13 protein-coding genes are annotated in these 12,167 nt (G+C 51.6%); 8 read left to right on the forward strand and 5 right to left on the reverse strand.

What is annotated here, in order from left to right:
* The first annotated feature begins 10 nt into the window (after positions 1–10).
* A complete protein-coding gene (locus SPICA_RS06780; protein ID WP_013968789.1) occupies positions 11–1,843 on the forward strand; it encodes a 2-aminoethylphosphonate aminotransferase in 1,833 nt (610 codons plus the stop codon).
* Positions 1,844–1,971: 128 nt separating this feature from the next.
* Here the strand turns inward: SPICA_RS06780 and hisS are convergent, their stop codons facing one another.
* Entirely contained in the window at positions 1,972–3,276 is a 1,305-nt protein-coding gene (hisS, locus tag SPICA_RS06785; RefSeq protein WP_013968790.1) for a histidine--tRNA ligase, read from the reverse strand.
* A 106-nt stretch (positions 3,277–3,382) separates the two neighbouring features.
* Between hisS and SPICA_RS06790 the strand changes: the two genes are divergently transcribed.
* Positions 3,383–4,144: a type III pantothenate kinase gene (locus tag SPICA_RS06790; protein WP_013968791.1), complete on the forward strand. Its 762-nt coding sequence runs from the start codon at positions 3,383–3,385 to the stop codon at positions 4,142–4,144.
* Here the strand turns inward: SPICA_RS06790 and SPICA_RS06795 are convergent.
* Positions 4,125–4,937, reverse strand: coding sequence for a PilZN3 domain-containing protein (locus SPICA_RS06795; protein ID WP_013968792.1), 813 nt, complete (start codon positions 4,935–4,937; stop codon positions 4,125–4,127). The genes SPICA_RS06790 and SPICA_RS06795 overlap by 20 nt on opposite strands.
* Positions 4,938–4,959: 22 nt before the next feature.
* Positions 4,960–6,201: an N-acetylneuraminate synthase family protein gene (locus SPICA_RS15730; RefSeq protein ID WP_013968793.1), complete on the reverse strand. Its 1,242-nt coding sequence runs from the start codon at positions 6,199–6,201 to the stop codon at positions 4,960–4,962.
* Positions 6,202–6,318: 117 nt separating this feature from the next.
* Between SPICA_RS15730 and SPICA_RS06805 the strand changes: the two genes are divergently transcribed.
* From SPICA_RS06805 to queA, 6 genes are all read left to right on the forward strand, one after another.
* Positions 6,319–6,552, forward strand: coding sequence for a hypothetical protein (locus tag SPICA_RS06805; RefSeq protein ID WP_013968794.1), 234 nt, complete (start codon positions 6,319–6,321; stop codon positions 6,550–6,552).
* A gap of 149 nt (positions 6,553–6,701) precedes the next feature.
* Positions 6,702–7,442 (forward strand): YebC/PmpR family DNA-binding transcriptional regulator, encoded by a 741-nt coding sequence (locus SPICA_RS06810; RefSeq protein ID WP_013968795.1) that lies wholly within the window; start codon positions 6,702–6,704, stop codon positions 7,440–7,442.
* Positions 7,411–7,950, forward strand: a complete 540-nt coding sequence (gene ruvC, locus SPICA_RS06815; protein WP_013968796.1) for a crossover junction endodeoxyribonuclease RuvC — start codon at positions 7,411–7,413, stop codon at positions 7,948–7,950. Before SPICA_RS06810 ends, ruvC begins: the two co-directional genes overlap by 32 nt.
* Before the next feature lie 55 nt (positions 7,951–8,005).
* On the forward strand, positions 8,006–8,704 hold the full coding sequence (gene ruvA / locus SPICA_RS06820; RefSeq protein WP_013968797.1) for a Holliday junction branch migration protein RuvA: 699 nt from the start codon (positions 8,006–8,008) through the stop codon (positions 8,702–8,704).
* Positions 8,705–8,723: 19 nt separating this feature from the next.
* Positions 8,724–9,881 (forward strand): Holliday junction branch migration DNA helicase RuvB, encoded by a 1,158-nt coding sequence (ruvB, locus tag SPICA_RS06825; protein ID WP_013968798.1) that lies wholly within the window; start codon positions 8,724–8,726, stop codon positions 9,879–9,881.
* Positions 9,856–10,875 carry a tRNA preQ1(34) S-adenosylmethionine ribosyltransferase-isomerase QueA gene (gene queA, locus SPICA_RS06830; protein ID WP_013968799.1) on the forward strand — a complete coding sequence of 340 codons (1,020 nt, stop codon included), beginning with the start codon at positions 9,856–9,858 and terminating at the stop codon, positions 10,873–10,875. The genes ruvB and queA overlap by 26 nt, the downstream gene beginning before the upstream one ends.
* Here the strand turns inward: queA and SPICA_RS06835 are convergent.
* Entirely contained in the window at positions 10,869–11,456 is a 588-nt protein-coding gene (locus SPICA_RS06835) for a hypothetical protein (RefSeq protein WP_041396527.1), read from the reverse strand. The genes queA and SPICA_RS06835 overlap by 7 nt on opposite strands.
* A 35-nt stretch (positions 11,457–11,491) precedes the next feature.
* Positions 11,492–12,148 carry a dTMP kinase gene (gene tmk, locus SPICA_RS06840; protein WP_013968801.1) on the reverse strand — a complete coding sequence of 219 codons (657 nt, stop codon included), beginning with the start codon at positions 12,146–12,148 and terminating at the stop codon, positions 11,492–11,494.
* Positions 12,149–12,167: the final 19 nt, after the last annotated feature.

A 12,167-nucleotide genomic window follows, 5' to 3' on the forward strand; every position in this document is an offset into this window, starting at 1 on the left:
GGTAACATATATGGTACGTGAAGCGGTTATTCTTGGTGCTGGGCTTGGATCTCGACTCAAGGAACGTACGAAGGCCATGCCAAAGGGGTTTCTTGAATTAGGTGGTATGCCTATTGTTGAAGCTTCTATACGGAAGCTTATTGCAGTTGGTGTTGAACGGATTATTATTGGAACCGGCCATTGTGCAGAGTATTATGAAGCTCTCGCGAAAAAGTATCATATTATAGAGACTATACTTAATCCAATATACGCTCAGTCTGGTAGTATGCGAACCCTCTATGAATTACGAGATAGGGTAACCACCGATTTCTTTCTGTTAGAATCGGATCTTATTTATGATAGTGCAGGACTCTTTGCTTTAGCTAATGATCTTAGACCCGATCTTTTACTTGCTTCTGGTCCTACTTTGTCGGGTGATGAGGTTTATTTGGAATCGGGACCCGATGGACGCCTGGTTAAGCTTTCAAAACGGCGAGAAGATCTATCTCGAAATGATGGAGAACTCGTTGGAATAACTAAATTGCGTCCATCAACACTACAAGGCATGTGTGCTTATGCTGAATCGGTATTTGCTGAAAAACCGATGCTTGAATATGAACATGCCATGGCCGCTGTATCAAAAGACGATCCTATTCATATTTTACGGATTGATAACTTCTTATGGCGGGAAATAGATGATGAGCATCATCTTGAAATAGCCCAAAAGAAAATACAGCCCCAAATAGAACAAGCAGAAGCCCTTCGGCGTGTTCGCCGCGAAGTCCTTTTAAATCCTGGTCCTGCTACAACAACGGACTCGGTTAAATATGCCCAGGTTCAAGCTGATATTTGTCCTCGGGAAAAAGAATTTGGTCAGATAATGGATTGGACCAGGACGGAACTTACTAAATTTGTTGCCGATCCTTCAGAATATGTAACTGTCCTATGGGGTGGTTCAGGAACTTCCGCTGATGAAGCGATGATTTCCAGTGTAGTTCCTGAAAATGGCCGCCTTTTAGTCATTGATAATGGTGTTTATGGGGCCCGTATGGCAAAGATTGCTGGGGTCTACAAACTGAACTATGAAGTATTTAAAAGTTCTACTACGGCACCGGTCGATTTAAATGCTCTTGAAGCTACCTTAAAAGCTGGTAAATTTACCCATCTGGCGGTAGTGTATCATGAAACTACGACAGGGCTTTTAACGGATTTGCCGAGTATCGGCCAAATATGTAAACGTTTGGGAATTATTACCATCGTAGATGCTGTCAGTGCTTACGCAGGTATTCCAATGGATTTATCGGCCCTTAATGTCGATTTTATGGCCAGTACTTCTAATAAGAATATACAGGGTATGGCTGGTATTGCCTTTGTGATATGTCGACGTGATCGTTTAGCTGAGACTGCAAAAATTCCAATGCGTAGTTTTTATCTTAACCTGTGGGATCAGCATGCTTACTTTGAGAAGACCTTGCAAACCCGGTTTACACCACCGGTCCAGGCTTTTTATGCTTTACGTCAGGCAATTATCGAAGCAAAGGTGGAAACCATAGAAGGCCGTTATGCCCGGTATAGTGCATGCTGGAATACGTTAATTAAAGGTATTGACCGTATTGGGCTTAGGTGCCTTGTAAAACCAGAATATCAATCAAAACTTATTACCGCTATACTGGAACCAGAAAATACCCGTTATAACTTTAATGAGCTCCATGATATAGCACGCAGGGCTGGATTTACAATTTATCCCGGTAAGTTGTCCGATGCAAATACCTTTCGTATAGCAAATATCGGTGATATTCAGCCCGCAGAAATGGATCGTTTCGTCCAGCTTTTACAGAAATATATTGATGAAATACGTACCTAGCAACGTAGTGTTATGATCGGGATACAAAAAGGGGCGTATACTGAACATCATGGTCCAGTATGGTCCTTTCCTACCGCCCCTCCTGCGGCAAGAAATTGACCGTGCGGGAGGGGGCTGGATGAATCTCTCTAAGCTATAGTCGTTGAAATAATATCCGAAATAGTCAGCCCTTCGGTATCTGTGCGGGTAGCCAGTTCCCGCAGGGTAAACCGATAGGGTTCCCTCGTAAAGGCGTCCTCTGGGCAAACAATGACCCAGCGGGCGCCTTTTTTTTCGGCCAGCGCGTACTGCTGGGTCAGCTTTTTCGGTTCTGTAAAAACTTCACAGGCAATGCCCGCCCTGCGGAGCTCGAGCGCCAGAGCCTGGTATTTGCCCTGTAGTGTTTCATCGGTGCAGGCTATGGCAACCTGGGCATAGCCCGGACGAGCCTGGGTTCTACCTAAAGCTTCCAACGCAGCGATGAGCCGGTCAAGCCCTATAGAGGCTCCAACACCGGGAAGCTGTTCCTTGGAATAGAGGGCCGCCAGGTTATCATAGCGGCCGCCGGAACAGACTGAACCGATCTCTGGAAGGTCGTTCAGAAAGGTCTCATAGACAACACCGGTGTAATAATCGAGTCCCCGGGTAATGGATGGATCCAGCACAAAGATATCGGCAATGCCCGCATCCTCCATAAACCGGTAGAGCACCTCTAGCCGCTCCGTATCAGGCCCGGGACCGCCAGCGGCTTCTGTCATTGCCGCTAGTGTTTCTTTATAAGTATTCTTAGGTTGTATATATTGCAATACGCTTTCTGCTTTTTCAGTACCAATAAGCTCAGAAAGTTGCAATAAAGTAGACTCTTTACCAATCTTTATGAGCTTATCAACGGTCCGCAGGATCTCTACCGATTTGTCTTCTATCCCGAGACAGCGGAGAAAGCGGTTAAAAACCCCCCGGTGGTTCATCCGAATCGTCACATCCCCCACGCCGATAGCCTGTAAGGTTTCCCGCATCATGAGCAGTATCTCAAAATCTGCTCCCGAACTTTCACTTCCCACTATATCAAAATCACACTGGGTAAACTCCCGGTAACGGCCCCGCTGGGTGTTTTCGCCCCGCCATACCTTGGCAATATGGTAACGCTTAAAGGGCAGGGGCAGTTCAGCTCGATGCTCTGCCATAAAACGGGCAAAGGGCACTGTCAGGTCAAATCGGAGGGCCACATCCCGGTCCCCATGGTCTTTAAATCGATATACCTGCTTTTCCGTTTCGCCGCCTCCCTTGCCAAGGAGAATCTCCGTATATTCCAGGGCCGGCGTATCAATAGGGACAAATCCAAAAGAACGGAAGGATTGTTCAATTATTTCTGTTAACTGTCGCCGCTTAATTTCTGCGGCAGGTAAAAAATCTCGGAATCCCTTAAGGACCCGGGGTTCAATAAGTGGGGCCATGGTCTTGCTCCAATGCTGATAATATGTCAGCATAATGCCATACATGCCATCTGTTGGCAAGGTCTGACAGAACAATGCTGATAAATCTATCGGTAAAGGAACGAATATGCTTTTAACTATTGATATAGGAAATTCCAATATAGTAGCCGGTGTCTGGAAAGGAGATACACTTCTTTACAGTTGGCGCATTCATACGGTGGCAAAAAAAACAGAAGATGAATACGGTACCCTTTTTAGAGCCCTTTTTCAGGATAAGGGCCTGGACCCGAAACAGCTCCGAAAAATCTGTCTTTCGTCAGTAGTGCCTTCTTTGACGACCCCAATGATTACCATGGTAGAAGGTTTTACCGGCCAGTCACCGGTGGTTGTTGGCCCCAGCATATATGATAAACTGCCAATCCATGTTGTAAACCCCTATGAGGTGGGAGCAGACCTTGTGGCCGATGCGATGGCAGCCTATGCCAAATGCAGGGGCGCCTGTGTGGTGGTGGATTTTGGTACTGCCCTTACCTTTACCATTGTAGATGCCTCTGGTACCATGCAAGGGGTTGCTATTGCGCCGGGCCTGGGAACCGCGGTAAATGCCCTTTCACGGGATACAGCCCAGCTTCCCTATGTGCAGCTGGCAGTGCCCCCGGCCCCCTATGGCAAGAACACCCTCCACGCTATACAGGCCGGTGTCGTCTACGGCTATACGGGCCTTGTGGAATACATGATTGCCCGTATTAAAGAGGATTTACAGGTAGATTTACAGGTAATTGCCACCGGTGGCCTCTGTGATGTTATTGCACCCCTCACCAGGGTCTTTTCCTTTGTTGATAAGGACCTCACCCTCCGGGGGCTTAAGCTTATTGCTGAACATTGTTAAGCCGCTTTGCCCGTTCGGCAAAGTGATAGTCGTCGAAAATTTCAACCAGTTCGGGACTGAAGGCTAAACTCGCCTGGGTTCGCACAATCCCGGTAGGGAGCCTGGTAGCACTCTCTATGGTGCCCCCGACGGCGATACGGTATTTCCGGAAATAGAGCTGGTAGGCTACTGCGGTTCCAACGGCCCGTTCGGGGCTGTTCATCGATTCCAGGTGCTCAATCTTCTGTGAACTCAGGGCAAATACCTGTATTCTGCTCCCCCCCTTATTAGGCTCTGTAATGGTGGCATACATATTATACCCCATGAGCTGGGCTGTATCGGGGGTCATTTTAATCATCGTTTTACCAAAATCTTCCCACTTAAGCCGGAGCAGTTCCATATATTCCAGATGGGTGCCCAGAATGGTAACATAGTCATCGGGGGAGTTTTTGTAATCTACCACGAGAAGCCCCACGTTATCCTTCCCCTTCATGGGCCCGATAGCTGCGAGGCTTCCCCGGATAAAGAGTTTGAGCGGTTCCTTCCGGTTTGCCTGGTTAAAAACCATGGAAACACCCACAATGCCATTTAGATACCGCTGAAAAAAGGTCATTTCCTGTTTCGAAAGGGATGCTAAAAATATACCCCGTTTAAAACCAAGCTGAAAGGGCGCACAGAGAATCATATATTCATCAATCTTGATGAAGGAACTGGTTTTATCGACACCCATTTTCTGAAGCGCATATTGACTGCAGTTCACCTGCTGTTCTGCAAAGCGTTCTAGATATTGAGCTGGACCTGTTGGTATGTTCATCACTACTTCCTTTACTTATACTTTAAATATCCTCGAATCGTATGCCCTCTCCGGCCGGTATCATGGTTCGGGCAGTCCTCCCAATGACCTGATGCAGCCAACGGGGATGCAGGCCTGGCCGGAGCACCTTCTCGGTCCTGAGAATGGCCACATCCGCTTCTTCAATGACCTTCCCTGCCGGAATATCCCGGACTGCATGGAGGGACCGGTTAGTTCTATCATAATTTGCCTTTTCCGATGGCGCAAGTCGTTTTACCCCATCGCCGAGTATTGCCTCGATGAAAGCCGCCCCCCGCTCATGTTGTAACTGGGTCAGGATGTCCTGCCGTTTCTGGATAAAAGCAGGAGCTTCCATCAGGTTTCGGTATGATGCAAGGCTTGCTTCATAGGAGGATCCGCCGGCAGCACCGCCGGTAGTACCGCCGGCAGCACCGCCGGTAGTACCGCCGGGGGCCAGGCCTTGTACCGTCAGGAGTGGTTCCAGTTCAGCTGCTGCCGCCCGCACGTCCCGGACCATCCGGGAAAAATCCTCTGGGGGCAGGGCAATAGGGTCATCGAGCCCGGGATCATTGCGGGAGAGGCAGAAATGTTTTTCTATGACGCTTGCCCCAAACAGGGTTGCCAGCACCGGTACCAGTACCGGGTCCATGCTGTGGTCGCTTACCCCCAGGGGAATGCCAAAAACCTGCTGAAGGTTTTCTAAGACCCGCAGGTTGTAATCCCTTTCCGGAGCGGGGTAGGCGGTTACACAATGCAAGAGACAGACCGGAGCTTTTCCGGAAAAAAAGGATAAGGCATATTCAATATCTGCTAATAATGAAACACCGCTCGAAAGGATGGTAGGCACCTCGTATGCCGCAATGGCCTTAAGCAGGGGCACATGGTTTAACTCAGGGGATGCTATTTTCATCAATCTGGGCTTTAAGGACGCCACTTCCTGAGCACTGCGGAGGCCGAAGGGGGTACAGAGAAAGAGCTTCCCCTGCTGTTCTATGTAGGCTTTCAGGTCAGCAAAAAATGCTAATGGCATTTCCAGAGCCTTAAACCGGTCATAGAGCCGGATGTTTCCGCCGGGGAGGGGAACTACCCCCGTGTTAGGGTGGAGTATTTCATCCGCATAGACCAGCTGGAACTTAATGCAATCCGCACCGGCTTCCAGGGCGGCATCCACCAGTTCCTTGGCTTTACTGAGACTCCCCCCGTGTCCGGTACCCAGTTCGGCAATGATGAGGGGACGCAGGGGGATAAAAGGTAAATCGTGCATAAATCTATCATTTCATACTTGTATTTTTCATGCAATAGAGTATTATTTATATGCTACATAGGGCTTCCTGCTCTTGCAGTTTTACGAAGCCCACCATATTGATGAAAGGAGTTTGCTATGAAGACCCTTGTGTGCGATGTATGCAAACGCGTTATCCAGAACCCAATCAAGGATCGGAATTATTTCCATATTAAAGACCGGGATCTCTGCGAGCCTTGCAAGGATCAGCTAGAGCTAGTGCTGAAGCCCGTAGTCCGAAACAAGCATCCCTTTAATTATGATTGGTATGAACGGCTAATGGTCGAATCCATCGAAAAGGCTGTCCAGAAGGGCAAGTTCGAGGCTGTCTAAAGGCGACTTTTTAGAGGTGCCCTAAATCCTCTTTGTAAAACTGTTCCGTTATTTTGCAAGGAACCGTAAAATACGGGACAGTTGACAACGTTTTCCCCCCTATGGTATCACTATACATCGTTACATTCCCCCCAATATAAGGAGTTATCATGTCCGGTCACAGTAAATGGGCCACTATAAAACACAAGAAAGGTGCCGCCGACGCAAAGCGCGGCCAGATGTTTACCAAACTGATTAAGGAAATTTCTATTGCTGCCCGTATGGGTGGTGGTGATCCCGATGCCAATCCCCGGCTCCGCACGGCTATTCTTAAGGCTAAGGCCGCTAACATGCCCAAGGACAACGTCGAACGGGCTATTAAAAAGGGTACCGGTGAACTGGAAGGGGTTAACTACGAAGAACTGACCTACGAAGCCTATGCTCCCGGGGGTGTGGCGGTACTGATCGAAGTACTTACCGATAACAAAAACCGGGCCGCTGCGGATGTCCGCAACATTCTGAACAAGGCTGGTGGTTCCCTCGCTACCGCTGGTGCTGTTTCCCGGCTCTTTAAGCGCAAGGGTATCATCACTTTTGACGGTGAAAAATACACCGAAGACCAGATTATGGAAGCTGCCCTCGAAGGTGGCGCTGAAGATGTTACCGCTTCCGATGGTATTATCGAAGTAAGTACCGCACCAGAAGACTTCGAAGCCGTACTGAACGCCCTGAATGCCAAGAATTTTGAATCCATGAGTGCTGAAATCAGTATGGTTCCCGATGCAGAGGTTTCCCTGGATAAGGATGCCACCAGCAAGGTCATGAAGATGATCGACCGGCTCGAAGAAAACGACGACGTTCAGAACGTATACCACAACCTTGAGATCCCCGAAGATTACGAAGAAGAATAATAGCAAAGAGGAGTCCGGGGTTAGGCGCATTATTGGCGTTGACCCCGGCCTTGCGTCTACCGGTTGGGGGGTGGTAGAACAGCAGGGCCAGCGGATTTTGCACATTGCCCATGGCAGTATCGAGACAGAAGCTAAACTGGCGCGGCCAGAGCGTCTTTTTATCATCTATACCCAATTTAAAAACCTTTTAGACCTCTATCAGCCCGACGAAGGGGCTATCGAAACCCTTTATTTTGCAAAAAATGTCACCAGTGCTTTACCTGTAGCAGAAGCCCGTGGTGTGGTCTCCATGGCCATGGCCGAGCGGGGGCTCCCGGTGAGGGAATTTACACCGCTGGCCATAAAACAGGCTGTGGTAGGCCGGGGAAGTGCAGGCAAGGAGCAGGTTCAGGAACTGGTCAGGCTCATCCTCGGGCTCGACAGTATTCCGCGGCCAGACCATGCGGCGGACGCCCTCGGGGCTGCCCTCTGCAGTGCCCACACACCGAATTTTATAAACCTCCTGTAAACGCCCGCCCGCCTTTCATAGACGCAAAGCCCGCCTTTCGGCTATACTCAATACCATGTTTAACAGTCTTCGCGGCATGATTACCGAAAAACGGCTGGATTCCCTCTGTATTGCCACTGGCGGCATTGAGTGGGAAGTCTCGGTGCCCCTTTTGGATATGGAACAGCTTCCTCCGGTTGGGGAGGAAGGGCGGGTCCTGGTGTGGCTCTACCACCGGGAGGACCAGATGCGGCTCTTTGGTTTTGTCACAGAAGAACGGCGGAATACCTTTTTAGAGCTTATTAAAGTGGAAGGTATCGGTCCCCGGCAGGCAGTGAAAATTTTAAGCGGTATCAGCCAGGATGACCTGGAAACAGCCCTGGAAAACGAGGATATTGCCCGGCTCGAGGCAGTGCCCGGCCTCGGTAAAAAGACTGCCCAGAAGATGATCCTGGCTCTGAAGGGCAAACTGGCCCATCCAGTGTCTGCCGCCGTTGCTGGTTCGGCCTATGAAGAACTGGTTAATGCCCTGGCCGATATGGGCTACGACCGGAAAACCGCCGCTGAGGCTGTCGAACGGGCGGCCCGGCTTGTCAACGCTGAGGCCGTCGATCGGGCGGCCCTGCATGGGGCTTCCGCGGCTTCCGCGGCCCGGGCCGTCAGTACCGAGGCTCTCGCCGGTCTGTCTGCGGCTTCAGGAACTGCCACCCTCTCTCAGGCAGAGCGGGAAAAGCGGATCTTTAAGCAGGCAATCGTCATTTTAAGCAGTCAGTAAGGGCGAGGAGTGACCGAACATGGCAAACAAGAAGGGACTGACCCCTGCATCATCAAGATCCCCTGCCACTGGATCACCCGCGCCCTCAGGGGCAACCAGGCCGACGACAACGGGCGCTGGTACTACAAGCGGATCACCTGCGCCTTCAGGGGCAACCACTGCATCCATCGTGCATCCTGAAACACCCCTGGAAGAGGATAGAGGGGACCTTTCCCTGCGGCCCCGGTATCTGCAGGAGTTTCTCGGCCAGGCGGCCATGAAGGAAAACCTGTCGGTTTTTATTTCCGCGGCAAAACAGCGGAAGGAAAGCCTGGACCACCTCTTTCTCATCGGGCCACCGGGTCTGGGCAAAACCACCCTAGCCCAGGTGGTGGCTAATGAGCTTGGGGTAGACTTTAAGGTGACCAGTGCCCCCGCCCTGGATAAACCGAAGGACCTGGCGGGGATCCTGACCACCGTTACGGAAGGAACGGTCTTTTTTATTGATGAAATTCACCGGCTCAAGCCCACGATCGAGGAGATGCTCTATATCGCCATGGAGGATTATGAGCTCGACTGGATAATCGGCCAGGGCCCCAGTGCCCGGACGATCCGGATTCCCATTCCGCCCTTTACCCTGGTGGGGGCCACCACCAAGGCCGGCATGGTTTCGAGCCCCCTCATCAGCCGCTTCGGCATTACCTGCCGTTTTTCCTTTTACGAGCAGGCCGATATGGAAGCCATTGTGCACCGCTCTGCGGGGATCCTCAAAGTATCTATCGACGATGATGCGGCAGCCCTCATCGCTTCCTCAAGCCGGGGTACCCCCCGGGTGGCAAACCGGCTCCTCAGGCGGATGCGGGACTTTGCCCAGGTCCTGGAACAGGGACATATCAGCCGCCGGGTGGTGCAGGAGGGCCTGAAACGGCTCGAAATTGATTCCCTGGGCCTGGAACGCTATGACCGGGAGATTTTAAAGATCATTATAGAACGGTATAACGGCGGCCCCGTGGGGGCCGAAACCCTGGCTATTTCGGTGGGCGAAGCGGTGGATACCCTGGAAGACTACTATGAGCCCTACCTCATTCAGGCAGGGCTCCTCCAGCGGACTCCCCGGGGCCGGATGGTCACCCCCTTTGCCTACGAACACCTTAACCTTGAACGGAACAGCAATGGAAACAACGGACTTCTCTTTTGAACTTCCCCCCGAACTGATCGCTCAGCATCCTCCGGCGGAGCGGGGGAAGAGCCGGCTCCTCGTCCTGGACCGGCGGACGGGGCGGCGGCGGCACCTCATGGTGGCGGACCTTCCGGACCTGGTGCCCGAAGGGGCCCTCATGGTCTTTAACGATTCCCGGGTCCGAAAGGCCCGCCTCTTTGCCCGCTCCCTTGATACGGGGGCCGAGGTGGAGTTTCTCCTGACCCGCTTTATTGGGGGAAGTCGGTGGGAGGTCATGGTTAAGCGGGCAAAGCGCCGCCGCCCCGGAAGCCGCTACCAGTTCCCCGACGGCACCACCGTGCTCATCGAAGCGGAAGCGGGGGAACTACGGATCATCAACTTTGACCACCCCATCGATGATGCCTGGCTCGACACCTATGGCCATATCCCTCTGCCGCCCTATATCAAGCGTTCTGACGAGGCTGAGGATAGCGAGCGCTACCAGACGGTCTATGCCCGAACTCCCGGTTCCAGTGCCGCCCCGACGGCGGGGCTCCACTTTACCGATGAAATTCTTACGCGCCTCGATGCCCGGGGTATTGAACGGGTCTTTGTTACCCTCCATGTGGGACTGGGGACCTTTATGCCGGTCCGCACGAGCCGAATCGAAGACCATGTGATGCACGAGGAGACCTATTCGGTGAGCGAGGAAACCGCTGCAGCGGTGGAACGGGCGAAGCGGGAAAAACGGCCTGTTCTTGCGGTGGGGACCACCAGTGTCCGGACCCTGGAATCGGCATGGAAAGGGGACCACCTGGAGCGGGGTTCCAGCTCGACATCAATCTTTATCTATCCGCCCTACCGGTTTAAGGTGGTGGACCAGCTCTTTACCAATTTTCATACCCCCGAATCGACTCTGCTCATGCTGGTAAGCGCCTTTGCGGGCCGGGAGCTTATTCTGGAAAGCTATGCCGAGGCAGTCCGGGAGCGGTACCGGTTTTTCAGCTACGGCGATGCCATGTATATTCAGTAGGTGTTTTCGTCCATAGCCTGGAATTTCTGCCGGACCTTTTCCAGGAGGTCCAGTTCCCGGCCGATAATTTTTTCGTAGTTCAGGGTGCCATCGGCAATCCGGCCTGCCTCATCTTCCCAATTCTGTACCCGTTCCAGGTTGATGAACCGGAACCGCTTGTCCAGGGCTTTGTCGGCCCATTCCTTGGCATCCTTCCAGTAGTAGAGGGCTGTTTTATAGCAGGTTTCGGCGGTTTTTAGGCTTTCCAGGTTCTGTTCCTTCCAAGGGGCGTTGTAAAAGTAGGCATTCCGTTTATTCCATTTATTGCCAAGGTAGAGGTACTGTTCGATGAGTTTCAGGTTGATGTGCATCATAAAAAGGTAACGGTATTTTTCCCATTGTGTTTTGTCTTCTATGAGTGCCAGGGCATAGAGGGGATTGGCAAAATCAGCCTTCAGGGCTTTTTCGAGCCAGTAGATATTTTCCATGGTGTCATCGGGATACTGGATATAATGGAGATGGTATAGTTTGTAGTACTGTTCCTTGTACTGGACATAGTAGGCCCCCCCGCTCAGGGCGGGGAGGCTGAGGAGGAGGACCATGAAAACTGCGCTAAGCCGTAGGTTCACTGGGTACTTCACCTTTTGAATATCGGCAGATTCTGCAAAGCACTCCATACCTGTTCTGCGACTTCATCGATACTTTTTGCCGCATCGATACGGACCAGGGTAGTGCCCTGGGCGCAGTAGGCAGGCAGTATCCGCTCATAGGCTTCATGGACCTGTTTCTGAAAGGCTAGGTGTTCAAACATGTCCTGTGTATCACGCCTTTTGTACCGTTGTTCTGCTACCTCCGGGTCCAGTTCAAAGAAAAGTATGAGTTCAGGGCAGGGAAAGCGGCTGTTCAGGTATGCGGGGGTATCATCTCCGCAGGCAAGACCCTGGTATACAAGAGAGGAAGGAACATAGCGGTCGCAGATGACCAGTTCTCCCCGATGGCACCGAGCCACAATACCCGATTCATTGTAGAGGTGTTCATACCGGTCTGCGGCAAAGAGATGTGCTATAGTATGATGCTGGAGGGCTGGAGAACGGTGCAGGGCCTGCCGGATGAGGGTGCCGATGGGGCCATCGGTGGGCTCAAAGGTAAAATGAGTGGCAGGATTTTGTTGTCCGCTGGAAGAATTCCCTTCCTTACTGGCAAAGCTCGCAAGACGGTTCTGTAAAATCTGTAATTGAGTCGAAGTTCCGGTCCCGTCACCACCTTCCAGGACCACAAAGTTTTGTAGTATCATAGAGTATTGTTATAGTGTT

This window comes from Gracilinema caldarium DSM 7334 (genome assembly GCF_000219725.1).
Taxonomy (GTDB): Bacteria; Spirochaetota; Spirochaetia; order Treponematales; family Breznakiellaceae; genus Gracilinema; species Gracilinema caldarium.

Bases quoted from the DNA above. Each gene is read 5' to 3' on its own strand.
- SPICA_RS06805 (WP_013968794.1), top strand. From the start codon at position 6,319: ATGAAGACCCTTGTGTGCGATGTATGCAAACGCGTTATCCAGAACCCA.
- queA (WP_013968799.1), top strand. From the start codon at position 9,856: ATGGAAACAACGGACTTCTCTTTTGAACTTCCCCCCGAACTGATCGCT.
- SPICA_RS06835 (WP_041396527.1), bottom strand. From the start codon at position 11,456: ATGGTCCTCCTCCTCAGCCTCCCCGCCCTGAGCGGGGGGGCCTACTAT.
- ruvA (WP_013968797.1), top strand. From the start codon at position 8,006: ATGTTTAACAGTCTTCGCGGCATGATTACCGAAAAACGGCTGGATTCC.
- tmk (WP_013968801.1), bottom strand. From the start codon at position 12,148: ATGATACTACAAAACTTTGTGGTCCTGGAAGGTGGTGACGGGACCGGA.
- hisS (WP_013968790.1), bottom strand. From the start codon at position 3,276: ATGGCCCCACTTATTGAACCCCGGGTCCTTAAGGGATTCCGAGATTTT.
- SPICA_RS06795 (WP_013968792.1), bottom strand. From the start codon at position 4,937: ATGAACATACCAACAGGTCCAGCTCAATATCTAGAACGCTTTGCAGAA.
- SPICA_RS06790 (WP_013968791.1), top strand. From the start codon at position 3,383: ATGCTTTTAACTATTGATATAGGAAATTCCAATATAGTAGCCGGTGTC.
- SPICA_RS06780 (WP_013968789.1), top strand. From the start codon at position 11: ATGGTACGTGAAGCGGTTATTCTTGGTGCTGGGCTTGGATCTCGACTC.
- ruvB (WP_013968798.1), top strand. From the start codon at position 8,724: ATGGCAAACAAGAAGGGACTGACCCCTGCATCATCAAGATCCCCTGCC.
- SPICA_RS15730 (WP_013968793.1), bottom strand. From the start codon at position 6,201: ATGCACGATTTACCTTTTATCCCCCTGCGTCCCCTCATCATTGCCGAA.
- SPICA_RS06810 (WP_013968795.1), top strand. From the start codon at position 6,702: ATGTCCGGTCACAGTAAATGGGCCACTATAAAACACAAGAAAGGTGCC.